The 23,710-nt window shown below is 60.3% G+C and carries 18 protein-coding genes and 2 pseudogenes; 8 read left to right on the forward strand and 12 right to left on the reverse strand.

What is annotated here, in order from left to right; all coding sequences use genetic code 11:
- Positions 1–78: 78 nt before the first annotated feature.
- Positions 79–951: a methyl-accepting chemotaxis protein gene (locus tag NVB75_RS33460; protein ID WP_375378951.1), complete on the reverse strand. Its 873-nt coding sequence runs from the start codon at positions 949–951 to the stop codon at positions 79–81.
- A gap of 33 nt (positions 952–984) precedes the next feature.
- Positions 985–1,638: pseudogene (locus NVB75_RS33465) on the reverse strand (MCP four helix bundle domain-containing protein); the annotation flags it as partial.
- Between the two features lie 344 nt (positions 1,639–1,982).
- On the opposite strand from NVB75_RS33465, the gene NVB75_RS22345 reads away from it, so the two are divergent.
- Both NVB75_RS22345 and NVB75_RS22350 read left to right on the forward strand, forming a co-directional pair.
- Positions 1,983–2,213: a hypothetical protein gene (locus NVB75_RS22345; RefSeq protein WP_003209413.1), complete on the forward strand. Its 231-nt coding sequence runs from the start codon at positions 1,983–1,985 to the stop codon at positions 2,211–2,213.
- Entirely contained in the window at positions 2,210–2,503 is a 294-nt protein-coding gene (locus NVB75_RS22350) for a cell division protein ZapA (RefSeq protein ID WP_017478279.1), read from the forward strand. Before NVB75_RS22345 ends, NVB75_RS22350 begins: the two co-directional genes overlap by 4 nt.
- Here the strand turns inward: NVB75_RS22350 and NVB75_RS22355 are convergent.
- A complete protein-coding gene (locus NVB75_RS22355) occupies positions 2,500–4,302 on the reverse strand; it encodes an acyl-CoA dehydrogenase (RefSeq protein WP_258343355.1) in 1,803 nt (600 codons plus the stop codon). The genes NVB75_RS22350 and NVB75_RS22355 overlap by 4 nt on opposite strands.
- A 226-nt stretch (positions 4,303–4,528) precedes the next feature.
- Positions 4,529–8,482, reverse strand: a complete 3,954-nt coding sequence (gene putA / locus NVB75_RS22360; RefSeq protein WP_258343356.1) for a trifunctional transcriptional regulator/proline dehydrogenase/L-glutamate gamma-semialdehyde dehydrogenase — start codon at positions 8,480–8,482, stop codon at positions 4,529–4,531.
- 111 nt (positions 8,483–8,593) lie between these two features.
- Between putA and NVB75_RS22365 the strand changes: the two genes are divergently transcribed.
- Both NVB75_RS22365 and putP read left to right on the forward strand, forming a co-directional pair.
- The gene (locus tag NVB75_RS22365) at positions 8,594–8,767 is read left to right on the forward strand and encodes a hypothetical protein (protein ID WP_258343357.1); all 174 of its coding nucleotides are present in this window, start codon (positions 8,594–8,596) and stop codon (positions 8,765–8,767) included.
- Positions 8,768–8,940: 173 nt separating this feature from the next.
- Positions 8,941–10,425, forward strand: coding sequence for a sodium/proline symporter PutP (gene putP, locus NVB75_RS22370; RefSeq protein ID WP_258343358.1), 1,485 nt, complete (start codon positions 8,941–8,943; stop codon positions 10,423–10,425).
- 92 nt (positions 10,426–10,517) lie between these two features.
- On the opposite strand, the gene NVB75_RS22375 is transcribed toward putP, so the two are convergent.
- Both NVB75_RS22375 and NVB75_RS22380 read right to left on the reverse strand, forming a co-directional pair.
- A complete protein-coding gene (locus tag NVB75_RS22375; protein WP_258343359.1) occupies positions 10,518–10,907 on the reverse strand; it encodes a hypothetical protein in 390 nt (129 codons plus the stop codon).
- A gap of 157 nt (positions 10,908–11,064) precedes the next feature.
- Positions 11,065–11,454 carry a hypothetical protein gene (locus tag NVB75_RS22380; RefSeq protein WP_258343361.1) on the reverse strand — a complete coding sequence of 130 codons (390 nt, stop codon included), beginning with the start codon at positions 11,452–11,454 and terminating at the stop codon, positions 11,065–11,067.
- Between the two features lie 14 nt (positions 11,455–11,468).
- On the opposite strand from NVB75_RS22380, the pseudogene NVB75_RS22385 reads away from it, so the two are divergent.
- Positions 11,469–11,654, forward strand: a pseudogene (locus NVB75_RS22385) (sodium:proline symporter); the annotation flags it as partial.
- A gap of 80 nt (positions 11,655–11,734) precedes the next feature.
- Here NVB75_RS22385 and NVB75_RS22390 read toward each other — a convergent pair.
- Positions 11,735–12,109 carry a hypothetical protein gene (locus NVB75_RS22390; RefSeq protein ID WP_226475807.1) on the reverse strand — a complete coding sequence of 125 codons (375 nt, stop codon included), beginning with the start codon at positions 12,107–12,109 and terminating at the stop codon, positions 11,735–11,737.
- 297 nt (positions 12,110–12,406) lie between these two features.
- Positions 12,407–12,901 carry a DUF2165 family protein gene (locus NVB75_RS22395; protein ID WP_258343363.1) on the reverse strand — a complete coding sequence of 165 codons (495 nt, stop codon included), beginning with the start codon at positions 12,899–12,901 and terminating at the stop codon, positions 12,407–12,409.
- A gap of 189 nt (positions 12,902–13,090) precedes the next feature.
- Here NVB75_RS22395 and NVB75_RS22400 point away from each other — a divergent pair, with 189 nt between their 5' ends.
- Positions 13,091–15,124 (forward strand): type VI secretion system tip protein VgrG, encoded by a 2,034-nt coding sequence (locus NVB75_RS22400; protein WP_258343364.1) that lies wholly within the window; start codon positions 13,091–13,093, stop codon positions 15,122–15,124.
- Positions 15,121–15,834, forward strand: coding sequence for a DUF4123 domain-containing protein (locus NVB75_RS22405; RefSeq protein WP_258343365.1), 714 nt, complete (start codon positions 15,121–15,123; stop codon positions 15,832–15,834). The genes NVB75_RS22400 and NVB75_RS22405 overlap by 4 nt, the downstream gene beginning before the upstream one ends.
- Here the strand turns inward: NVB75_RS22405 and NVB75_RS22410 are convergent.
- Positions 15,820–17,097, reverse strand: a complete 1,278-nt coding sequence (locus NVB75_RS22410) for an O-acetylhomoserine aminocarboxypropyltransferase/cysteine synthase family protein (RefSeq protein WP_258343366.1) — start codon at positions 17,095–17,097, stop codon at positions 15,820–15,822. The genes NVB75_RS22405 and NVB75_RS22410 overlap by 15 nt on opposite strands.
- 174 nt (positions 17,098–17,271) lie before the next feature.
- Between NVB75_RS22410 and NVB75_RS22415 the strand changes: the two genes are divergently transcribed.
- Positions 17,272–18,108, forward strand: a complete 837-nt coding sequence (locus tag NVB75_RS22415; RefSeq protein ID WP_093202466.1) for a 23S rRNA (adenine(2030)-N(6))-methyltransferase RlmJ — start codon at positions 17,272–17,274, stop codon at positions 18,106–18,108.
- Positions 18,109–18,231: 123 nt separating this feature from the next.
- Here the strand turns inward: NVB75_RS22415 and msrA are convergent, their stop codons facing one another.
- The 3 genes from msrA to aceF form a co-directional block, all read right to left on the reverse strand.
- On the reverse strand, positions 18,232–18,879 hold the full coding sequence (gene msrA / locus NVB75_RS22420) for a peptide-methionine (S)-S-oxide reductase MsrA (protein WP_258343367.1): 648 nt from the start codon (positions 18,877–18,879) through the stop codon (positions 18,232–18,234).
- Between the two features lie 73 nt (positions 18,880–18,952).
- Positions 18,953–21,643, reverse strand: coding sequence for a bifunctional diguanylate cyclase/phosphodiesterase (locus tag NVB75_RS22425; RefSeq protein WP_258343368.1), 2,691 nt, complete (start codon positions 21,641–21,643; stop codon positions 18,953–18,955).
- 417 nt (positions 21,644–22,060) lie between these two features.
- Positions 22,061–23,710: a dihydrolipoyllysine-residue acetyltransferase gene (gene aceF / locus NVB75_RS22435; protein WP_258343369.1), complete on the reverse strand. Its 1,650-nt coding sequence runs from the start codon at positions 23,708–23,710 to the stop codon at positions 22,061–22,063.

A 23,710-nucleotide genomic window follows, 5' to 3' on the forward strand; every position in this document is an offset into this window, starting at 1 on the left:
CTTGCTCGCGAATGCGGTGTGTCAGTCGCCTTATGCACAGCTGATCCACCGCTTTCGCGAGCAAGCCCGCTCCCACATTTAGAGCCTGAACCGCCCCACCATCCCGTTCAAATCCACCGCCAATCGCGACAGCTCGCCGCTCGCCGCACTGGTTTGGCTGGCGCCGGTTGCCGATTGCACCGACAAATCACGAATGTTCACCAGGTTGCGATCCACTTCCCGCGCCACCTGCGCCTGCTCTTCAGCGGCACTGGCGATCACCAGGTTGCGCTCGTTGATTTCAACGATGGCGGTATTGATGGTATCCAGCGACATCCCCGCACCCTTGGCGATATTCAGCGTCGACTCTGCGCGTTCGGTGCTGTTACGCATTGAATTCACCGCATGCTCGGTACCGGCCTGAATGCTGCCGATCATCCGCTCGATCTCGCTGGTGGACTGCTGGGTGCGATGGGCCAGGGCCCGCACTTCATCCGCCACCACCGCAAAACCACGCCCGGCTTCACCGGCACGCGCCGCTTCAATCGCCGCGTTCAAGGCCAGCAGGTTGGTCTGGTCGGCCAGGCCACGAATCACGTCCAGCACCTTGCCGATGTCCCGGGACTCTTCCGCCAGGTTGCCGATCAAGGTCGCGGTGGCTTGCACGTCACTGCTCATGCGCTCGATGGCGCCGACGGTTTCCTGCACAAGGTCACGGCCATCGCCGGCCGAGGAGGTGGCGTTTTTCGAAGCTTCGGAGGTGCTGACCGCGTTGCGGGCCACTTCTTCAACCGCACTGGTCATCTCGTTCACCGCCGTGGCGGCTTGTTCGATTTCGTTGTTTTGCTGGGTCAGGCCACGGGCGCTTTCGTCGGTCACGGCGTTCAGCTCTTCCGCTGCGGAAGCCAGCTGGGTGGCCGAGCCGGCGATGCGTTGCAAAGTGTCCTTCAACTTGTCCTGCATCTTGGCCATCGCCAACAGCAGTCGGCCGGCTTCGTCGTTGCCTTCGACCTTGATCGGACGCGTCAGGTTACCTTCGGCAATTTCTTCGGCGGCGTCCAGGGCCTGGGCGATCGGCAGGGTGATGCTGCGGGTCAGCAACCAGGCGAACAGCATGGTCAGCGCCGTGGCCAGGATCAGCAGGATCACCACCAGCTCAAACGCCATGTCGTACTGGTCGGCGGCTTGCTGGTTGGTGGCGGTGGCCATCTTGTTATTGATGTCCAGCAGGCGGTTCAGCACGGCGTTGACCTGCTCCGAGTTGCTCAGCAGTTCGGTGTTCAGCAGGGTGCGCAACTCGTCCATCTGATTGGCCCGGGACAGGCTCTTCATGCGCTCTTCGATCTGGTGGTACTGGCCCAAAAGACGCACGTACTCGTCATAGGCAGCACGCTCTTCGCTGCTGTCGATCAGCTTCTCGTAGACCGCCTGGGCGGTACGAATCTGCTGATTGCGCACATCAAACGCTTCGAGGGTCTTTTGCTGGACGTCGGGCTCGCGGTTGGTCAGCAGGCGATAGGACAGCACCCGCAGGCGCAGGGTCAGCTGGGTGAACTCGTCCAGGGCGCGAATGCTCGGCACGCTGCTCAGGGTGATGTCTTCCGTCGCCGCGCGAATCTTGCTCATCTGGTTCAACGCGAACACGCCGAGAAACAACATCAGCGCGCCAATCAACGCGAAGCCGAGGAAGGCCCCGCGGCGCGATATTCATATTACGAAGAGACATGCTGTGATCCTGGGGAGAAGCGCGATCCATGCGGGGTTTGGGCGGGGTGTCCATGACCTATCGGTCATACGACTAAAGTCTTGAGGGGGTGCGCGCTTTTGTCGCAGAGCGGGACGGTCCGACGGGATTCAGGAACCAGATGCCATAAATGCAGTCACTAAGGCTCGAAAGCGTGGCCTGCCCTGTAAAATCAAGGCCCCGCGCCGGGGATAACCCTGGCATCCGAGGTGATTTTTCTTTATCGTCACCGCCCTTTGAAAAAGCCCGAGAAATCAAAATGTTAGAAGCATCCCTCAGCCAATTGGAACAACTGGTCAGTGACTTGGTACAGCAGAATCAGGATCTGCTGGGCACCAACGAATCCCTCAAGGCCGAACTGGCTCGCGCCAAGGATGAAAACGACAGCCTGCAACTGAACCTGATGGAACAGGAAGAGAAGCAGGGCGCCACTGCAGCTCGTATCCAGGCGTTGGTTGAGCGTGTGAGCGCAGGTCCTGTCAGCGCATGAATGAAGGGATAAAGGTCGTTTCGATTCTCGGTGAGGATTACTCGATCAAGGCTCCGGAAGGGGAAGACAACACCCTGATGAGCGCCGTGACGATGCTCAAGGCATCCCTGGCCACCACCAAGAAAAAGTACCCGACGCTGATCGGTGACAAGCTATTGGTGCTGGCGGCGCTGAACCTGTGCGCCGAGCAGATCGAAATGCAAAAGCACCACCAGCAGGAACTCGACCGTTACCAAGAGCAAGTCAGCGCCACGGTCGAAGTGATTTCCAAGGCGATCGGACAGCCTTAGAACCACTCATCCTGCATCCCCAGGCACGTGTCATCGCGTGCCTCGAGAATCGCCAGTTCATGATGGCAGCCCGGTATTTCCCACGTCAGGAAGTACCGGGCGGCCTGGAGCTTGCCCTTATAGAAGGCGACATCGGCTGCATTGCCCTTGGCCAGCCCTTCCTCGGCGCGAATCGCCTGTTCCAGCCAGCGCCAGCCAATCACCGTATGCCCGAACACTTTCAGGTACAGCGCCGAATTCGCCAGGCTGCTGTTGACCTTGCCTTGGGCGAGATCCGTCAGCAGGCCGAGGGTGACTGCTTGCAGGCGCGTTACCAGTTGTTCCAGCGGTTCCCGCAAGGCAGTCAGTGATGGGTATGCCTGTGCCCGCGCGCCGGTCTCGGCGATCAGGCGGATCAGTTGTTTCAAGCCCGCACCGCCGTTCTGCGCCAGCTTGCGCCCGAGCAAATCCAGCGACTGAATGCCGTGGGTGCCTTCATGGATCGGGTTCAGGCGGTTGTCGCGGTAGTACTGTTCCACCGGGTATTCACGGGTGTAGCCGTGGCCGCCGAGGATCTGGATCGCCAGTTCGTTGGCTTTAAGGCAAAACTCCGACGGCCAGGATTTGACGATAGGCGTCAGCAGGTCCAGCAGTTCGTGGGCCTGTTTGCGCGCCGCTTCGGTTTCCAGGGTGGTGGTGTCATCGAACAGGCGTGCGGCGTACAGACCAAGGTCGAAGGCACCTTCCACGTAGGCTTTTTGGGTCAACAGCATGCGCTTGATGTCGGCGTGCTGGATGATCGACACCGGCGCAGTGTTCGGGTCCTTGCTGTCCGGCAGGCGGCCTTGCGGACGCTCGCGGGCGTATTCCAGGGAGTACAGGTAGCCGGCGTAACCGAGCATCACCGCGCCCATGCCCACGCCGATCCGCGCTTCGTTCATCATCTGGAACATGCAGCTCAGGCCTTGGTGCGGTTTGCCCACCAGGTAGCCGACACACTCGCCGTTATCGCCGAAATTCAACGCGGTGGAGGTTGTGCCGCGCCAACCCATCTTGTGAAACAGCCCGGCCAGCAGCACATCGTTGCGCTTGCCCAGGCTGCCGTCGTCGTTGACCAGGAATTTGGGCACGATAAACAGCGAAATGCCCTTCACCCCGGCAGGCGCGTCCGGCAGCTTGGCCAGCACCATGTGCACGATGTTTTCCGACAGCGGGTGATCGCCGCCGGAGATGAAGATCTTGTTGCCCTTGAGGCGATAGCTGCCGTCAGTTGCCGGCTCTGCGCGGCTACGAATATCAGACAGCGACGAACCCGCGTGGGGCTCGGTCAAGGCCATGGTGCCGAAGAAGCGGCCTTCGATCATGGGTTGCAGGAAGCGTTGTTTCTGCTCCTCGGTGCCGAAGCTCTCGATCAGGTTGGCGGCGCCCATGGTCAGGAACGGGTAGGACGTGGATGCGGCGTTGGCCGACTGGAAGTGGGCGAAACACGCCTGGGAGAGCAGGGTGGGCAGTTGCATGCCGCCGGCTTCGAAGCTGCGGGCAGCGTTGAGAAAGCCGGCTTCAAGGAAGGCATCCACCGCCGGTTTCACTTCAGGAATCAGAATCGCCTGACCGTTCTCGTAGCGGGGTTCATTCTCGTCGCCTTTGCGGTTATGCGGGGCGAAAAACTTCTCGGCAATGCTGCGGGCGGTGCCGATGGCGGCGTCGAAGGTTTCACGGTTGTGTTCGGCAAACCGCTCGCGCTGGGTCAGGCCCTCGGCATCGAGGACTTCGTACAGCTCGAAAGCCAGATTGCGGGAACTGAGCAGCGTCTCGGACATGGCGGCTTACCTGTGTGGGAATGGGCCGAGTCTAAGTGCGCAAATAGAGGCTGGATAGCAAGATTGATCTGGGTGATGGAGGGGCAAAACGCGGCTCGAAGGTGGAACGCGGTCAATGTGGGAGCGGGCTTGCTCGCGAATGCGGTGGATGAGTCAGTACATCCGGTGACTGACACTCCGCATTCGCGAGCAAGCCCGCTCCCACATTTTGACCGCGTTTCTTCAGTTAGCCGATGGTCATCAGGCTGGCGTTGCCACCCGCCGCAGCGGTGTTGACGCTCAACGCCCGCTCGATCACCAGACGCTCCAGGGCAATCCCGGTTTCGCCCGAAGACAAACCGTGAACCCCGACAATCGCCCCGCCACGCTTGGCCACTTGCTGGCAAACCCCGCGCAGTTGGTCGGAATCGCCGTGATGCAGCACGGCATCAAATACGGTTTCATCCTTGGTCCAGTCAGCCACCAGCTTGACCTTCGCCTGAAGCTCCTTCGGCAAACGTGCGAACACGGCCTTGGTCAATTCAGTTTCCGGCCATACCGCCGAGCCGCCGACTGCGAGTACCGCTGCCAGTTGCGTCAGCAGGTCGCCTTCCACTTCCGCCAGGCACAACACGTGCTCGCGGGGCAGGATGGCGTAGCTGTTGCGCTCGCCGGTCGGGCCGGCCAGTTGGCGGGTGATACCGCTTTGGGATTGCGCGGCGAACTGCACGCACAGGGCGCTCAAGTCGCTGAGCTTGTTGCTGTCGGCCCAGGCTTGCAGGGCAGTCAGAGGCTTGCTCATGGCATCCCGCAGGCGAACATCCGGTGCTGTCACAGCATCACCGCGCACGAAGGATTGCTCGATGGCATCCGTAGGGCGGGTCGACAGCAGGCGGTACAGGTACAGCGGACCGCCGGCTTTAGGGCCGGTACCCGACAAACCTTCGCCGCCGAACGGCTGCACGCCCACCACGGCACCCACAATGTTGCGGTTAACGTAGACGTTACCGGCGTGGACGTTGTCGATCACCTTGGCGATCGTCTCGTCGATACGGGTGTGCACGCCCAGGGTCAGGCCGTAGCCGGAGGCGTTGATCTGGCCGATAAGCTGGTCGATCTCTTTGCGCTTGTAGCGCACCACGTGCAGCACCGGGCCGAAGATCTCCCGTTGCAGTTCGTCGAAGCTTTCCAGTTCGATCAGGGTTGGCATCACGAACGTGCCGCGCTTGATCTCTTCGCTATCGGCAATCGCGACCTGGTAAACGTTGCGGCCTTTGTCGCGCATGGCCTGGATATGTTTCTCGATGCCAGCCTTGGCTTCGGCGTCGATCACCGGGCCAATGTCCACCGACAGGCGCTCCGGGTTGCCGAGGCGGCATTCAGCCATGGCACCTTTAAGCATTTCGATGACACGATCAGCAGAATCTTCCTGCAAGCACAGCACGCGCAGGGCCGAGCAACGTTGGCCGGCACTGTCGAAGGCCGAGGACACTACGTCGATCACCACTTGTTCGGTGAGTGCCGAGGAGTCGACGATCATCGCGTTCTGGCCACCGGTTTCGGCGATCAGCGGAATCGGACGACCCTGTGCATCCAGGCGGCCGGCGACACTGCGTTGCAGCAGACGCGCGACTTCGGTGGAGCCGGTGAACATCACGCCCTTGACGCGATCATCACCCACCAGGCGAGCACCGACGGTTTCGCCCTGGCCCGGCAGCAGTTGCAGCACGCCTTCCGGAATCCCGGCTTCCAGCAACAGGCGCACGGCTTGTGCGGCCACCAATGGTGTTTGCTCGGCAGGCTTGGCCAGCACCGGGTTACCGGCGGCCAGTGCAGCAGCGACCTGGCCACTGAAGATCGCCAGCGGGAAGTTCCACGGACTGATGCACACCACCGGGCCCAGCGGGCGGTGGGCATCGTTGGTGAAATCGTTGCGGGCCTGCACTGCGTAGTAACGCAGGAAGTCCACGGCTTCGCGCACTTCGGCGATGGCGTTGGCGAAGGTCTTGCCGGCTTCACGGGCCAGCAGGCCCATCAGTGGCTGGATCTCGCCTTCCATCAGGTCGGCGGCACGTTCCAGGATCGCGGCGCGTTCGGCGGGCGGGGTGGCCTGCCAGATTGGCGCAGCGTTCAGGGCGCACTGGATCGCGTTGTCGACGTCTTCGACAGTTGCTTCCTGTACGTGGCCGACCACGTCACGCAGATCGGACGGGTTCAACACCGGTGCGGCCGCTTCGTTGCTGGAAGCGCAACCGAGCATCGGCGCGGCTTTCCAGTTGTTGTGAGCGGTGGCCAGCAAGGCGCAGGACAGCGACGCCAGACGGTGTTCGTTGGCCAGGTCGATACCGGCGGAGTTGGCGCGCTCGGCACCATACAGGTCGCGGGGCAACGGGATACGCGGGTGCGGCAGGCCGAAGCCGCCTTCCTGCGTCGCCATCTGCTCGATGCTGGCCACTGGATCGGCCACCAGCTCCTGGATCGAGATGGATTGGTCGGCGATGCGGTTGACGAACGAAGTGTTGGCGCCGTTTTCCAGCAGACGACGTACCAGGTAAGCCAGCAGCGTTTCGTGAGTGCCGACCGGTGCGTACACGCGGCACGGACGGTTCAGCTTGCCTTCGGAGACCTTGCCTACAACCTGCTCGTACAGAGGTTCGCCCATGCCGTGCAGGCATTGGAACTCGTACTGGCCGGGGTAATAGTTCTGACCGGCAATATGGTAAATCGCCGACAAGGTGTGAGCGTTGTGGGTAGCGAACTGCGGGTAGATAACTTCCGGAACCGAGAGCAGTTTGCGTGCACAGGCAATGTAGGAAACGTCGGTGTACACCTTGCGGGTGTACACCGGATAGCCTTCCAGGCCTTCGACCTGGGCGCGCTTGATTTCGCTGTCCCAGTACGCGCCTTTTACCAGGCGGATCATCAGGCGATGGCGGCTGCGGCGTGCCAGGTCGATCACGTAGTCGATCACATACGGGCAACGCTTCTGGTAAGCCTGGATCACGAAGCCGATACCGTTCCAGCCCGTCAGTTGCGGCTCGAAGCACAGGCGTTCCAGCAGGTCGAGCGACAGCTCCAGGCGATCGGCTTCTTCGGCGTCGATGTTCAAACCGATGTCGTATTGCTTGGCCAGCAGGGTCAGCGACAGCAGGCGCGGGTACAGCTCGTCCATCACGCGCTCGTACTGCGCACGGCTGTAACGCGGGTGCAGGGCCGAAAGCTTGATGGAGATGCCCGGACCTTCATAAATCCCACGACCGTGGGATGCTTTGCCGATCGAGTGGATGGCTTGTTCGTACGAGGCCAGGTACTTCTGGGCGTCGTGTTCGGTGAGTGCGGCCTCACCGAGCATGTCGTAGGAATAGCGGAAACCCTTGGCTTCGAACTTGCTCGCGTTGGCCAGGGCTTCAGCGATGGTTTCGCCGGTGACGAACTGCTCGCCCATCAGGCGCATGGCCATGTCGACGCCCTTGCGGATCATCGGCTCGCCGCTTTTGCCAATGATGCGGCTCAGGGACGACGTCAGGCCGGCTTCGTTATGGGTGGCGACCAGTTTGCCGGTCAGCAGCAAGCCCCAAGTGGCGGCGTTGACGAACAGCGACGGGCTGTTGCCCAAGTGCGGGTGCCAGTTGCCGGTGCTGATCTTGTCGCGGATCAGTGCGTCGCGGGTGCCTTTGTCGGGGATGCGCAGCAGCGCTTCGGCGAGGCACATCAGCGCTACGCCTTCCTGGGACGACAGGGAAAATTCTTGCAGCAAGCCCTGGACGATGCCTGCACGGCCGCCGGCGCTTTTCTGATTGCGCAGTTTCTCGGCAATCGAAGAGGCGAGCTTGTTGGTGGCTTCAGCCATTGCCGCGGGCAGACGGGCCTGCTCGATCAGCATCGGTACCACTTCCGGTTCCGGGCGACGGTAAGCGGCGGTGATCGACGCGCGCAGTACCGATTGCGGCAGGATGCTCTCGGCGAACTCCAGGAAGCACTGGTGGGCGTGGTCGGTCTGGACCTCGCCGGCTTCTTCTGCGTCCTTGCTGCCCAGGCCGTTGAGCTCGGCCAGGGTTGCACCACCCTCGAGTTTCTCCAGGTAATTGAAAATCGCCTGCTTGATCAGCCAGTGCGGCGTGCGATCAATGGAGGTCGCGGCCGCCTTCAGGCGCTCGCGGGTCGGGTCGTCAAGTTTGACCCCAAGGGTGGTCGTAGCCATCTTTTTATCCTCATGGGTGCCACTACTGCGTGGCATCAGCTGGCGGCAAGATTAGCTTCGCGCCGTGAGAGGTGCAACCGGGTGCAACCCTTTTTATCCATGAAATTTTTGATGCTGATCGGGAAAAATTATCGGCGCAGCCGAATCGGCTGTGCCTTGGTGCATTTGCTTCTGACTTTGGCTGCGCTTGCTCCGAAAAGGAGCAAAAAAACGGTGTTTTTCGCAAAAAACATCAAGGTGCAACTTATTCTCAAGAAACTGGTTGCACCTTATTTGCTTTGTTGAATAGCATTCGCGCCCAAGGTGCAACCTCTTACGGACGGTTCATCGGCTGATGGCTTTCCTGGGGAAACGTCAGTCATAAATGCGCGGCGCCAGGCTTCGTCTATCCACTAGCTAAGTGGGTGGCCGTCCGGACAGACCGCCGCTACATAAAAACAATGCCAGGGCGTAACTCAATGAGCGTAAGTAATCCTACCCTGATCACATTTGTGATCTATATCGCTGCCATGGTGCTGATCGGCTTCATGGCCTATCGCTCCACCAACAACCTTTCCGACTACATCCTCGGCGGTCGCAGCCTCGGCAGCGTGGTCACCGCGCTCTCGGCCGGCGCCTCGGACATGAGCGGCTGGTTGCTGATGGGCTTGCCCGGCGCGATCTACATGTCTGGCCTGTCGGAAAGCTGGATCGCCATCGGCCTGATCGTCGGTGCCTATCTGAACTGGCTGTTTGTTGCCGGTCGCCTGCGAGTGCAGACCGAGCACAACGGCGACGCCCTGACCCTGCCGGATTACTTCTCCAGCCGTTTCGAAGATAAAAGCGGCCTGCTGCGGATCATCTCTGCGGTGGTGATCCTGGTGTTCTTCACCATCTACTGCGCTTCCGGCATCGTTGCCGGCGCCCGCCTGTTTGAAAGCACCTTCGGCATGTCCTACGAGACTGCGCTGTGGGCCGGTGCTGCCGCGACGATCGCCTACACCTTCGTGGGTGGTTTCCTGGCGGTGAGCTGGACTGACACCGTACAAGCCACGCTGATGATCTTCGCCCTGCTGCTCACGCCGATCATCGTGCTGCTGGCCACCGGTGGCGTCGACACCACCTTCCTGGCGATCGAAGCGCAGAACCCTGACAACTTCAACATGCTGAAAAACACCACCTTCATCGGCATCATTTCGCTGATGGGCTGGGGCCTGGGTTACTTCGGTCAGCCGCACATCCTCGCGCGTTTCATGGCGGCGGATTCGGTGAAATCGATTGCCAATGCCCGTCGCATCTCCATGACCTGGATGATCCTGTGCCTGGGCGGCACCGTAGCGGTGGGCTTCTTCGGTATCGCCTACTTCTCGGCGCACCCGGAAGTCGCCGGTCCCGTGACCGAGAACCACGAGCGTGTGTTCATCGAACTGGCCAAGCTGCTCTTCAACCCATGGATTGCCGGTGTGCTGCTGTCGGCCATCCTGGCTGCCGTGATGAGTACCCTGAGCTGCCAGTTGCTGGTGTGCTCCAGCGCCCTGACCGAAGACTTCTACAAAACCTTCCTGCGTAAAAACGCCTCCCAGGTCGAGCTGGTATGGGTAGGTCGTGCCATGGTGCTGTTGGTGGCGCTGATCGCCATCGCCATGGCCGCCAACCCGGAAAACCGCGTACTGGGCCTGGTGAGCTACGCCTGGGCCGGTTTCGGTGCTGCGTTCGGTCCTGTGGTGCTGATCTCGGTCCTGTGGAAAGGCATGACGCGTAATGGCGCACTGGCCGGCATCCTGGTGGGGGCGATCACCGTGATCGTGTGGAAGCACTTCAACCTGTTGGGCCTGTACGAAATCATCCCGGGCTTCATCTTTGCCAGCCTGGCGATCTACTTCGTGAGCAAGATGGGCGCTCCGACGGCTGGCATGCTTCAGCGGTTTGACGCGGCCGAGGCGGATTACAACCTCAACAAGTAATCGGCGGGGGCTTGAATGCCCGCTGAAGTGAAAACGGCCCGCATCTTTTTTGGATGACGGGCCTTTTCTATGGGGTTAAAAAATCGCAGTTTTTACAGTTTCAGGTAGTAGCAAAGGTAGAAGGTTAACGCCGATATTATCCACAGCAGTCCGAAAATAGCTGTGCAGTGAAGTAGGCATTTCATGCCTTTCGGAAAGTCTCGTACTTGCTGTACATCGATGATGCCGCGTCTTGCGTTTCGTTTGGTAAACATGAGTGCCGCATAGACCGCGCTGAGTCTTAGCATTCTGCCTCGCGGTGAGCTTCCCCAGAAGTCACTATGGAATTCCACAAGGCGACACTTGTTTAGATGGCGCTCCATTACCTCAAGTTTTCGGTACGCAAGGAAAAATCCGAAAGTGCCGTAAGCAATCATCAACAAGGAGGAGCCTATTAGTATCAGGTCTTTCAAGGGTTGCTGGAGGACGTAGTCAATGTTCATACAATAGATCTCCCATTTCTTCGCCAGCCATCCCAAGCAGACTTCCTCCGGCAGCTCCCCCTACACCGCCAGCTATCAATAGGCAGCCTAATGACCCAGGACCTGTTGTGGGAGCCAATACGAGAAAGCACTGGCAACCATATCTCGCGTTTTGTTTTCACAGGTTCAGATGATCACTGAAGTAAACGGCTATCCAGCCTGTCACCCCGGTTATGCCAAAAAAGCTCATCCCGCTGAAGATGGCTTTCAGGCCGCGCGGAAAAGCTTGGACCTGCCGCAAGTCAATAGCGCCGCGTCTTGCGTTCCATCCTGGCAGCGCAATGGCCACATGGACGACGCATAGTCTGATCATTCGCCCTCGCAGGGAGTTGGCCCAGAAGCGTCGATGGGCGGCTACCAAGCGGCAGTTATCCAAAAGGCCCTCCATGAACTCCAGTTTTCGGTAGGCCAGGAATACACCGATAATGACGCAAGCAATGACTGCAAGGCACGAGCCCATCGCTAGCTGGGTTTTCACTGGAAGATTGAGAAAGTAGTCAATATTCATAAATGGCTTCCCCTATCCTGGTGGGTGCGATCACTGTGATCATGTGGAAGCACTTCAACCTGTTGGGCCTGTACGAAATCATCCCGGGCTTCATCTTTGTCAGCCTGGCGATCTACTTCGTGAGCAAGCTGGGCGCTCCGACGGCTGGCATGCTTCAGCGGTTTGACGCGGCCGAGGCGGATTACAACCTCAACAAGTAATCGGCGGGGGCTTGAATGCCCGCTGAGGTGAAAACGGCCCGCATCTTTGGATGACGGGCCGTTTTTTTCACCGCTGCTGGTCAGTCAAAATAAACAACGATCATTCCTAGCAGGCCGGTCATGCCAACAAGAACCGTTGTGTGTAGCAGAAGTTTGGTATTGCGCGGAAATGCTTGTACCTGCTGAAGGTCTACAGCACCACGCCGTGCATTTAGCCTGGGGAGTGCAACGGCTACGTACACTGCACAAAGTCTCATCATTCTTTCTCGTGGAGAGGTTCCCCAATAGCCGCTGTGGAAGGTCACCAGGCGACTTCTGTTTAAGAGGATTTCCATAGTCTCAAGCTTTCGGTAGCACAAGAATATGCCGAGAATGTTGGCAATGATTATCAGCAGGAATGAGCTGATTACAATCAAGGACTCTGCAGGGAGATTTAAAAAGTAATCAATATTCATACAACAGCTCTCCTGCCTTTTCGCCACCGATGCTGACGTAATGTCCCCCTGTCGCCCCACCAACTCCTCCGCCAATCAAGTTGGTGGTGGGAGTATTCAGGGCGTGATGGTTGTTGCATGCCATGTATGCGGTCCTTTCCGAACGGAGATGGCACCGCAATTTAAGGGCTCGCCTTGTGACTGTGAGCGTTGAATGTGAGGTGGTTTATATACTTTGGGAAAAGGGCTACAAGCTACCGTCAGCTATCTGACAGTAGTTTGTGAAAGGGCATCCACCGATTTCGAATTCGTGGTTTTTCAGTCGTGGTCAGTGTCCGGCTGGTTGAGAAAAATCAGCACACCCAGGATCGCCATATAAAACTTGAACGCAGCTTCCTGACCGTTCCACTGATGGGATTGCCACATCAGGAACCACTCGCCGCCGATCACCATAAATCCGAAGAACCACACGACAAAACCGAGGGTCAGTCCTGCAACTGCGCATTTCTTTGCGAGGTTGAATTCGGTGCCAGTAGCACGACGAGCCCGCCACAAGGCCAGTGCGCCACGCGCCAGCAGGGCGGCCGTCAGGGCTTCACCGGCGATGATCAGCCAGTACGCACCGTGCCACAGCCATGGGGTGGTGATGGCGCGATACATCGCGGCGTTGCCGGGGAAGGTGGTGTCCATGCTCAGCACATGTTTGACGAAGGCGAAGTTGGAGCCGTAGTCAGTGATGTTGTTGAAGGCGACGAGTGTGGCGAAGGCTGCCAGGGCAAGGGTCAGAACGATTTTTGCGTAGCGGGTGGCCATGGTTTTTTCCGTTGTGATGCCGATGAGGTGGGTCGTAACGCTAGCACGCTCATGACGGTTGCTCGACGTTTGAGACATGAAGAATTGGGCACCTGGGATGTAAGGATTTACTGATTTGCCGGCAGCGCACTCAGCTCGGCAAACAGCTGGTGCAGAATCGGCCACCCACTACTCGCAGAGAAACACCGGATGTTCGCTCCTGCCAATCAAAGTGCCTTTACCCTGACTCTCGACGGCGTGCCCAGTGATCTCAAGGTACGTGAGTTCACGGGCGATGAATTCATCAGCCTGCCCTATCGTTTTGACCTTGAACTGGTCAGCGAGCAACCCGACCTTGACCTGGAAAGCTTGATGCATCGCCAGGCGTTCCTGGGGTTTGATGCGCATGGCCATGGTATCCATGGCCAGGTCTATCGGGTGGCGCAAGGCGACTCGGGCAAGCGCCTGACGCGTTATCAGATCACGCTGGTTCCGCAGTTGGCTTATCTTGAGCACAGCGCTCACCAGCGGATTTTCCAGAACCGGACGGTGCCGCAGATCCTTGCACTGGTGCTGGAGGGGCAGGGCATCCAGGGGGATGCCTTCTCGTTTCAACTGAGCGGGGTGTACCCCAAGCGTGAGTACTGCGTTCAGTTTGGCGAAACCGATCTGGAGTTCATTCAGCGGTTGTGCGCCGAGTCGGGCATCCACTATCACTTCCAGCACCATCCGGAGCGCCATCTTTTGGTGTTCGGCGATGACCAGACCGTGTTCGTCCAGCCTGATCAAGCAACCCAGTACGCTGCAGGTTCCGGGATGGTTGCCGACACACCGGTGATCAAGCGTTTTATTGTGCGGCTGAAGACCCGTACCACCGGTGTGAACCTGCGGGATTACGACTTCAGAAAACCCCGTCTGGCGCTGGAAAGCGTGGCATCCGGTGGCCAGCTTCCCACTCTGGAAGACCAGCGTTATCCCGGGCATTTTACGGATCGCGCTCATGGTAAATACCTGGCGCAACGTGTTTTGGAGCGCCACCGCGGCGACTTTCGCCAGGCCAACGGTCATAGCGATCAGCCGGCTCTGCTCAGCGGCCGCTTCCTGAAGATGGCCGGGCATCCTCGTCAGGAATGGAATGATTTGTGGTTGGTCACCCAAGTGACGCATGTAGGGCGCCAACCTCAGGCGCTGGAGGAGTCAGCCGCTGACGCTGTCAGTGATGAATTGTCTCAGGGCTATAGCAATGACTTTGTTGTAACACCATGGGACGTGCCGTTTCGAACGCCGTTGCTGGTGCCTCGGCCGCCGATGTCCGGCTACCAGAACGCCGTGGTCACTGGCCCCGTCGACAGTGAAATCCATTGCGACGAATACGGCCGGGTCAAGGTGCAACTGGCCTGGGATCGCGTCGGGGAAAACAATGAGCATTCCAGCTGCTGGCTGCGAGTGGCCAGTGGCTGGGCCCATGAGCATTACGGCGCGGTGTTGATCCCGCGAGTAGGCATGGAGGTGCTGGTGGGCTTTGTCGATGGCGACGCCGACACGCCGCTGGTGGTCGGCTGCCTGGCCAATGCGGCGACGCCAGTGCCGTTGGACCTGCCGGCGGACAAGACCCGCAGCATCTTCCGCAGCCAGACCAGCCCCGGCGGCGGTGGCTACAACGAGCTGCGCATCGAGGACCGCAAGGGCGCCGAGGAAATCTACCTGCGTGCCCAGCGCAACTGGACCCAGCATGTGCTGCACGACCAGCATGTGCAGGTCGACAACCAGCGCAACGTGATCGTCAAAGGCCTTGATCGTCACGAGCTTCAGGGCGAAGAACAGCGCACCACCCACGGCAACCGCCTGACCGAACTCAAGCAGGACGATCATCTGACGATCACCGGCTCCCAGCAGGTGCGTGCCGGGTTCACCGTTCACATCGGCGCCGGGCAAAGTATTGTTATCGATGCAGGCGCCAGCGTGACCCTTCAGGCAGGCGGGCACTGGATCAATGTTTCAGCGGACGGGATTTTCAGTAGCACAGAGGTCCAGCTTGGCGGCTCGCCGGCATCGGCGGGAGCGCTGCTGATGCCGGGCCTGCAAGAAAAGTTGCTGGCTGTCATACCGGCACCGTTGAGTGCTGTGCAGGTGTCCAGCCTGAAACGCAGTGCGCCCTTTTGCGAAGAGTGCGAACGCTGCAGGAATGGCGCGTGTAATACGCGTCTGCACCGCAACGCATCACTGGCCGGAGGTACGCCATGACTTCCCCCGAGCAGTGGCTTGAGGCTGCACCCTTGCAGGAGGGCGAGCAGTTGTTTGCAGTGTTGGGCAACGCCAGTGACTGCAAGCCGCTTGAAGCCTGGCGTCGTACCAGTGGTGGCTCGCTCAGTCCAATCTGGGCGGGCAGCGAGTATGCGACATGGGATGAGGTCATGCCCTGCGTTGCGGTGGTTGCGGTTGAAAGTGCTTTTCTGAAGTGGGCCGCCGAATGCGACGGTACCGATTGGGGATGGCTGGCCGTGTCGTCTTGTTCTGTGCAAAGCGTCGTCGAGCACCTGCGCAGCCTGACCAAGGTCATCTTGCCGGAAGGGCAGGCGGTGTTCTTTCGTTTCTGGGACGGCGCTTATGTCCTGCCTGTCTTGCAGGCGCTGGGACCGCAGGCGAAGGCGTTGCTCCCGGTATTCAGTCGCTACTGGATCAATGGTCGCCAGCATGAGGTAGCGGTTACAACGGCGGGAGCGGCAAAGCCAAGCCCGTGGTGGCAAGTGCCGCCGCAGGTTCTCCAGCACTTGAGTGAGCAATCGAGCGTTACGCTGGTGGATAACTTGCTGCAATGGCTGGAAGAACAGCGCCCGGACCTGCACAGTGCCTTTGCGCCGGCGACCTTGAAGCACAAGGTCGCTCACTTCGTGCACCGGCCGGATGTCAGTCATCAGGCGCTGGCTGCCTGGCTGGGCTCAGAGTTGGGTTGAAGCCAAAGACTGCTGCAAGTCCTCGATCAGGTCCTCAATCGCCTCAATGCCGACTGACAGGCGAATCATCTCCGGCTTCACCCCGGCCTTCGCCTGCTCTTGTTCATTCATCTGACGGTGGGTGGTGGACGCCGGATGACAGGCCAGGGACTTGGCATCGCCGATGTTCACCAGGCGTTTGAAGATTTGCAGTGAGTCATAGAAACGTACGCCCGCCTCATAACCGCCCTTCAGGCCGAAGGACAGGATCGCCGACGGTTTGCCCTGCATGTATTTCTGCGCCAGATGATGGTGTGGGTGATCCGGCAGGCCGGCGTAGCTGACCCACTCCACCAGCTCGTGGTCTTGCAGGAAGTAAGCAATCTTCAAGGCGTTTTCGGTGTGGCGCTCCATGCGCAGGGCCAGGGTTTCCAGACCTTGCAGCAGCAGGAATGCATTCATCGGCGCCAAGGCCGCGCCGGTGTTGCGCAGGGGCACGGTGCGGGCGCGGGCGATGAACGCCGCGGGGCCGAATTTTTCGGTGTAGACCACACCGTGATAGGCCGGCTCGGGCTGGTTGAGGCCGGGGAATTTCTCCGGGTATTGAGTCCAGGGAAAGGTGCCGCTGTCGACGATTACACCACCCAGCGAGTTGCCATGGCCGCCGACGTATTTGGTCACCGAGTGCACGACGATGTCCGCGCCGAACTGGATCGGCTTGCACAGGATCGGCGTGGCCACGGTGTTGTCCACCATCAGCGGCACACCTCGAGCGTGGGCGACGTCGGCGAGGGCTTCGATGTCGATGATATTGCCTGCCGGGTTGCCGATGCTTTCGCAGTACACCAGCTTGGTGTTGTCATCGATCAGCTCGGCGATGGCGGCGGCAGAGTCGTCACGGGCGAAGCGCACGTCGACGCCGAAACTCGGCAGCAAATGGGCGAACAGGGTGTAGGTGCCACCGTATAGCTGGGGAGTGGTGACGATGTTGTCACCGGCACGGGTCAAGGTCTGGATTGCATAGTGAATTGCCGCGCTGCCGGCCGACACCGCCAGGGCCGCGATGCCGCCTTCCAGTGCCGCGATGCGTTGCTCCAGCACGTCGTTGGTGGGGTTCATGATGCGTGTGTAGATATTGCCGGGCACGTCGAGGTTGAACAGGTCGGCGCCGTGCTGGGCGTTATCGAATTCGAAAGCGACGTTCTGGTAGATCGGCACGGCGACGGCCTTGGTGGTCGGGTCCGACTTGAAGCCGTGGTGCAGGGCGATGGTGGCGTCTTTCATGAGTTTTTATGACCTCCATGGATAATTGCTCGCCACAATAAATCCGCTTTCGTACCGGCAATTAGACTATTTTCGGCGGCGCCCCTGTGTTTGCGGCATAAGCACCACCTGACGCGCAGCCCTGCACCTTTGCCTGCGTAAAAGGTAAACTTCGCCCCCTGCGCAGGAGCAACCATGAATTATCGTCACGCCTTTCACGCCGGCAACCACGCCGATGTCTTCAAACACCTGACCCTGACCCGCCTCATCGCCCTGATGTCGCGCAAGGAACAGCCGTTTGCCTATCTCGACACCCACGCCGGCATTGGTCTGTACGACCTGCAGGGCGACCAGGCGAACCGCACCGGTGAGTACCTGGAGGGCATCGCCCGCCTGTGGGGCCAGACCGACCTGCCGCCGCTGACCGCCGACTACATGCGCGTGCTGCACGAGATGAACCCGGATGGCGAGTTGCGCTACTACCCGGGCTCACCGGAGCTGGCGCGACGCCTGACTCGCCCTCAGGACCGCGTGTTGCTCAACGAGAAGCACCCGGAAGACGGCCTGCTGCTCAAGGACAACATGAAGGGCGACCGTCGGGTGAAAGTGCACCTTGGCGAAGGCTGGCACGTGCCCCGCGCATTGCTGCCGGTGCCGGAAAAGCGCGCACTGATGCTGATTGACCCGCCATTCGAAAAGCTCGACGAGATGCAGCGCTGCGCCGCGTCCCTCAAGGAAGCCGTGAGCCGGATGCGCCAGACAGTGGCCGCGATCTGGTACCCGGTGAAGGACCAGCGCATGTTGCGCCGCTTTTACCAGGACCTGGCCGGTACCGGTGCGCCGAAGTTGCTGCGGGTGGAATTGCTGGTGCATCCGCTGGATACGCCGAACACCCTGACCGGCTCGGGCCTGGCGATTGCCAACCCGCCGTGGGGTTTGGAGGAAGAGTTGCGCGAGCTGCTGCCGTGGTTGTCCAAGCAGCTTGGGCAAACCCAGGGTGGCTGGCAGATGGATTGGCTTATCGCCGAGTAACTGATCGTTCCCACGCTCTGCGTGGGAACGCATCCTGTGACGCTCTGCGTCACGAATTTCAGAGCGGACGCGGAGCGTCCAGAGCGGCATTCCCACGCAGAGCGTGGGAACGATCTGGTGCAATCAGATCGGGCAGGTCACGCCGGTGCCGCCAATCCCGCAATAGCCCTGCGGATTCTTCGCCAGGTACTGCTGGTGATACGCCTCGGCGAAGTACACCGTCGGTGCTTCTTCGATTTCTGTGGTGATGGTGCCCAGGCCGGCCTTGGTCAGTTCAGTCTGATAAGCCTGTGCACTGGCCTTCGCCGCTTCCAGATGCTCCGGTTTGACCGCATAGATCACCGACCGGTACTGGCTGCCGATGTCATTGCCCTGGCGCATGCCCTGGGTTGGGTTGTGCAGTTCCCAGAACATCTTCAGCAGTTCTTCGTAGCTGATCTTGTCCTGGTCAAACACCACCAGCACCACTTCGCTGTGGCCCGTCAGGCCCGAGCAGACTTCTTCATAGGTCGGGTTCGGCGTGTAGCCACCGGCATAACCCACCACTGTGCTGACCACGCCGTCGCGCTGCCAGAACTTGCGTTCCGCACCCCAGAAACAACCCAGGCCGAAGATCGCAAACTCTACGTTGTCGACAAACGGGCCGAGCAGCGGGTTGCCGTTGACGAAGTGAGTCTCGGGCAGGGACATCGGGGTTTCACGGCCAGGCAAAGCTTGTTCTTGAGTAGGAAGCACGTTTTTGTTCACCAGAATTTCCGAGCGCAAGGCCATATCAGTCCTCTCAGTCAGATTGAGTTACAAGTAAGCATTCAGACTGCCAGTTTGCCCGAGTGTTACCGCGCTGTCAGGCGATTGGCCCGCGAGGGTAGCGTTTAAGCTTCTCGATCAGCTCGGACCCCGGGATTGGCCGGTCGAACAGGTAGCCCTGGCCGACGTCGCAACGGTGACGGCGCAGGAACGCCAGCTGTTCGGCGGTCTCGATGCCTTCGGCCACCACCTTGAGCTTGAGGTTGTGAGCCATGGCGATCACCGCCGAGGTGATTTCCATGTCGTCCTGGTTGTCCGGGATTTCATGAATAAAGCTGCGATCAATCTTGATGATGTCGATCGGGAATTTTTTCAGGTAGCTGAGCGACGAGTAACCGGTGCCGAAGTCATCCATGGCCAGGGTCAGGCCAAAACTCTTCAGTTGGTCGAGTTGCAGGCGGGTGTCTTCGGTGGCTTCCAGCAGCAGGCCTTCGGTCAGCTCCAGTTCCAACAGGTTGGCGGGCAGCTGTTCTTCCTTGAGGATCGTGGCAATCGAGGCCACCAGGTCCGGGTCGGAAAACTGCTTGGGCGACAGGTTGATTGCCACTTGCAGTTTGCCCAGGCCCGCAGCGGTCAGTTGTCGGCTCATGCGGCAGGCCTGGCGGGCGATCCATTTGCCGATGGGGATGATCAGTCCGGTCTCTTCAGCCACGCTGATGAATTGGTCGGGGCGGATCATGCCCTTTTCCGGATGGTTCCAGCGCAACAAAGCTTCCATCCCCAGCAGGCGGCCGCTGCGCAGGCACAGCTTGGGCTGGTAGAACACGTCCAGTTCGTTCTGGGTCAGGGCGCGGCGCAGGTTGTTTTCCACGAACAGCTTGTAACTGGCCTCGGCGTTCAGCGCCTCGGTAAATACCTGGACCTGGTGTTTGCCGTTGGCCTTGGCCTTGTGCAGCGCCAGGCCTGCGTTGCGCATCAGGGTCTGCGGGTCGCGACCATGCAGCGGCGCGCAGGCGAGGCCCACGGAGCCGGTGACGCTGATCAGCTGGTTGTCGACGAACATCGGCTTGTCGAGGGTGGCCAGCAATTGGCTGGCGACCTGCTGGCCGGTTTCAAGGTCGGTATCGTCCAGCAGCACGGCAAACTCGTTACTGGCAAACCGCGCCAGGCTACCGCTGGCCGTCAGGCTGTTGCGCAGGCGCCGGGCCAGGCTGATCAGCAGCTTGTCGCCGGTCTGGTGGCCGAGGCTGTCGTTGATCCGCTTGAAGTTGTCGATGTCCACCAGCAGCAGGCTGATGGGGCTGTCGCTGTCCCGGGCAAAGCGTTCGTCCAGGTTGCGGATGAACGCCGGGCGGTTGCCCAGGTTGGTCAGGTTATCGGTGTAGGCCAGGCGCTCGATGCGCTGCTGGGCCAGCTTGGTCTGGGTGATGTCTTCGTAGATGCCGATGTAATGCGTCAGCTCACGGTTGTCGCCATAGACCTTGGAGATCGACAACTGGCCCCAGTAGGGTTCGAGGTTTTTGCGCCGGCTCTTGAACTCGCCTTGCCAACTGTTGCTCTTGGCCAGGCTCGACGGCGCGTCGAACAGCAGCTCGCTGAGGTTCTCCAGCGCCGGCAGTTCCGACAGCTGGTGGCCGTGGACTTCATCGGTGCTGTACTGGGTGATCGCGGTAAAACTGGGGTTGACGTATTCCACCACGCCGTCGCAATTGACCAGCAGGAACGCATTGGCGCTTTGCTCCACGGCCCGCTGGAACAAGTGCAGGGCGCTGGTGGCGGTGCGGCGGTTGTGGTTGTTGATCACCTGGGCGAACTGGTCGGCCAGCTCGCCGGCAAAGGCGATCTCGTCGGACTGCCAGACGCGGGTGCTGCCACTTTGCTCCAGGCACAACACCCCGACCACGTTGCCATCGACCCGGATGCTGGCGTCGAGCATCGCGTGGATGTCCCGCGGGCGCAGGCTCTCGACCATTTCCCGGGTGCGTGGGTCGCGCAGGGCGTTGTTGGCATCGATGGCGCGGCTGGTTTGCAGGGCTTCCAGGTAATCCGGGAAGCCGCTGGCATCGATAGGCTCTGGCAGGTGGTGCTGCTGATCGGCACGGTGATAGGCGGAAATCGGCACCAGGTGCTGGTTTTCGAGGTTCCAGATACTGGCGCAGTCGATCTGATAGATATCGCAGGCACTGCGGGTGATCAGCTCGGCGGCTTCTTGCAGGGAGTTGTTGGTGCTGTAGCGCTGACGGGCCAGCAACAGAATCAGTTCCTGCTGGGCGCGCACCCGCTCAAGGTGTTGCAGTTGTTCCTGCTGGGCGCGCTGGTTGAGTTCCAGGGCGATCTGCAAGCGGCTGTTCTGGCTTTCGAGATCCACGGCAGGGGCCAGCGAAATATCACTGAACAGGCCATCGACCACCATCAGGTAGCCACGCAGCAGGTGGCGATTGTGCTGTTTGTAGGCCTCACCCAGCTCCAGCAGGCTTAACGGGCCGTCATTGGTGTGCAGCGTGTAGCGCACCAGGTAGTGTGGGCTGATGGTCAGCTGTTGCTGGATCGCATCATGCAACTGGTAGCGTGCCTGGGGCTCCATCAGGCTGGCGTAGGGCGAGCCGATCAGGGCGCACAGTTCAACGGCGGACAGGCCGAATTGGCGTTCGCAATTGGGGTCGAGGTACAGCAGGGCCCAGCTTGCCTCATTAAGCCGCTCGAAACGCAGCATACCGAGGCGCGAAGGCACCGGTAATTGCGTCACTACCTCGGCCGCCGTACGGGCGACATCGGGTTGGCTTTTCATGGGGGAACTCGCTTGGAAAAATGCGCTTCGCGCCGGGCTCACGCCCTCTTTACTGTTGCCTGCGGCAAGGTTGCATCATGCGGCACGGGCTGACAAGAGAGGATGAAGGCTAAGTGCTATAAGTGGGTTATCGGCCAGCGAACGGTTTTCTACAACCGGGGTGACCGATGGCTTTTTCAACGCCAGATACGACCCCAACTGTAGGAGCGAGCTTGCTCGCGAAAAACGTCCAGGCACCGCGTTCATTCAGGGTGCCAGCGTTAATGTTAAGGATTTTCGCGAGCAAGCTCGCTCCTACAGAGGAACAGGAAAAGCAGGCAAAAAAAGCCCCGCCAATTGGCGGGGTTGAGGTACGAGCGTGGCGCTCGGAAATCGGTGAAGCCAGGTCTCCTGCGTGTGCAGGAGACCTGTTGAGGCTTAAAGCAGAATGGTACGGATGTCGTTCAGCAACTGGCTCAGGCGCTGGGTGAAGCGTGCGGCAGCCGCGCCGTTGATCACGCGGTGATCGTAGGACAGCGACAGTGGCAGCATCAGCTTCGGCTGGAACGCTTTACCGTCCCACACAGGCTGGATAGTGGCCTTGGAAACACCCAGGATCGCCACTTCCGGCGCGTTGACGATTGGCGTGAAGCCAGTACCGCCAATGTGGCCGAGGCTGGAGATGGTGAAGCACGCGCCCTGCATGTCGTCCGGGGTGAGCTTCTTGTCACGGGCCTTGGCAGCCAGTGCAGCAGCCTCAGCGGCAAGCTGCAGCAGGCTCTTCTGGTCGACGTTCTTGATGACCGGTACCAGCAGGCCATCCGGAGTGTCGACGGCAAAGCCGATGTGCACGTACTTCTTGCGAATGATCGCCTTGCCGCTTGGCGCCAGCGAACTGTTGAAGTCCGGCAGTTCCTTGAGCAGGTGCGCGCAAGCCTTGAGCAGCAGGGGCAGCACGGTCAGCTTCACGCCGGCCTTCTCGGCCACGGCTTTCTGCGCAACGCGGAAAGCTTCCAGGTCGGTGATGTCGGCCTGGTCGAACTGGGTCACGTGCGGAATGTTCAGCCAGCTGGCGTGCAGGCCGGCCGCGCCGATTTGCATCAGGCGGGTCATCGGCACTTCTTCGATTTCGCCGAAGCGGCTGAAATCGACAGTGCGGATCGGCGGAATGCCCGAGCCACCGGTAGCAGCGCCGGCAGCCGGGGCTTCCTTGGCTTTCTGCATCATGGATTTGACGTAAACCTGCACGTCTTCCTTCAGCACGCGACCGTGAGGACCGCTGGCAGTTACCGCGCTCAGCTCGACGCCGAATTCACGGGCCAGTTGGCGCACGGCAGGGCCGGCATGAACCTTGGCACCGCTTGGCGCAGGTGCAGCCGCCGGAGCCGGTGCGGCCTCGGCTTTTGCAGCAGGCGCAGGCGCGGCAGCCGCTGGTGCGGCTTCTGCCTTGGCGGCCGGAGCGGCGGCGGCTGGAGCGGGTGCGGCAGCAGGAGCCGAAGCGCCTGCTACTTCCAGCTTGAGGATGAAGTCGCCAGTGCCGACTTCGTCTTCCAGCTTCACGGCGATGCTTTCCACCACGCCGGCAGCCGGCGAAGGGATTTCCATGGAGGCCTTGTCGGACTCCAGGGTGATCAGCGACTGGTCAGCTTCGACGGTGTCGCCGACCTTAACCAGCAGCTCGATGATCTTGGCCTTGCCCGACGAACCGATGTCCGGAACATGAATGTCCTGGACTGTTTCGGCGGCAGGTGCAGCGGCCGGAGCCGCAGGGGCCTCGGCAGCAGCGGCAGGCTTCTCGGCGGCAGGAGCCGGGGCAGCAGCAGGAGCGGCCGCCGCAGGGGCCGCATCAGCGGCACCTTCGATTTCCAGCTCAAGCAGTTCGTCGCCTTCTTTCAGGCGATCGCCCAGCTTCACTTTCAGGCTTTTGACCACGCCGGCTTTGGGAGCAGGGATTTCCATGCTCGCCTTGTCCGATTCCAGGGTCAGGATGCTTTGGTCGGCTTCGACGGTGTCGCCGACCTTCACAAACAGTTCAATTACTTCACCTTCACCGCTGCCGATGTCAGGTACGCGAATGAGTTCGCTCAC

This window comes from Pseudomonas sp. CBS, from assembly GCF_024734645.1.
GTDB lineage: Bacteria > Pseudomonadota > Gammaproteobacteria > Pseudomonadales > Pseudomonadaceae > Aquipseudomonas.

What these genes read in the sequence shown, in the direction of transcription:
- NVB75_RS22380 (WP_258343361.1), bottom strand. Translation starts at nt 11,454, where the DNA reads ATGAATATTGACTACTTTCTCAATCTTCCAGTGAAAACCCAGCTAGCG.
- NVB75_RS22400 (WP_258343364.1), top strand. Translation starts at nt 13,091, where the DNA reads ATGTTCGCTCCTGCCAATCAAAGTGCCTTTACCCTGACTCTCGACGGC.
- putP (WP_258343358.1), top strand. Translation starts at nt 8,941, where the DNA reads ATGAGCGTAAGTAATCCTACCCTGATCACATTTGTGATCTATATCGCT.
- NVB75_RS22345 (WP_003209413.1), top strand. Translation starts at nt 1,983, where the DNA reads ATGTTAGAAGCATCCCTCAGCCAATTGGAACAACTGGTCAGTGACTTG.
- NVB75_RS22390 (WP_226475807.1), bottom strand. Translation starts at nt 12,109, where the DNA reads ATGAATATTGATTACTTTTTAAATCTCCCTGCAGAGTCCTTGATTGTA.
- NVB75_RS22405 (WP_258343365.1), top strand. Translation starts at nt 15,121, where the DNA reads ATGACTTCCCCCGAGCAGTGGCTTGAGGCTGCACCCTTGCAGGAGGGC.
- NVB75_RS22425 (WP_258343368.1), bottom strand. Translation starts at nt 21,643, where the DNA reads ATGAAAAGCCAACCCGATGTCGCCCGTACGGCGGCCGAGGTAGTGACG.
- putA (WP_258343356.1), bottom strand. Translation starts at nt 8,482, where the DNA reads ATGGCTACGACCACCCTTGGGGTCAAACTTGACGACCCGACCCGCGAG.
- NVB75_RS22375 (WP_258343359.1), bottom strand. Translation starts at nt 10,907, where the DNA reads ATGAACATTGACTACGTCCTCCAGCAACCCTTGAAAGACCTGATACTA.
- NVB75_RS22410 (WP_258343366.1), bottom strand. Translation starts at nt 17,097, where the DNA reads ATGAAAGACGCCACCATCGCCCTGCACCACGGCTTCAAGTCGGACCCG.
- msrA (WP_258343367.1), bottom strand. Translation starts at nt 18,879, where the DNA reads ATGGCCTTGCGCTCGGAAATTCTGGTGAACAAAAACGTGCTTCCTACT.
- NVB75_RS22415 (WP_093202466.1), top strand. Translation starts at nt 17,272, where the DNA reads ATGAATTATCGTCACGCCTTTCACGCCGGCAACCACGCCGATGTCTTC.
- NVB75_RS22395 (WP_258343363.1), bottom strand. Translation starts at nt 12,901, where the DNA reads ATGGCCACCCGCTACGCAAAAATCGTTCTGACCCTTGCCCTGGCAGCC.
- NVB75_RS22365 (WP_258343357.1), top strand. Translation starts at nt 8,594, where the DNA reads ATGCTGATCGGGAAAAATTATCGGCGCAGCCGAATCGGCTGTGCCTTG.
- NVB75_RS22355 (WP_258343355.1), bottom strand. Translation starts at nt 4,302, where the DNA reads ATGTCCGAGACGCTGCTCAGTTCCCGCAATCTGGCTTTCGAGCTGTAC.
- NVB75_RS33460 (WP_375378951.1), bottom strand. Translation starts at nt 951, where the DNA reads ATGGCCAAGATGCAGGACAAGTTGAAGGACACTTTGCAACGCATCGCC.
- NVB75_RS22350 (WP_017478279.1), top strand. Translation starts at nt 2,210, where the DNA reads ATGAATGAAGGGATAAAGGTCGTTTCGATTCTCGGTGAGGATTACTCG.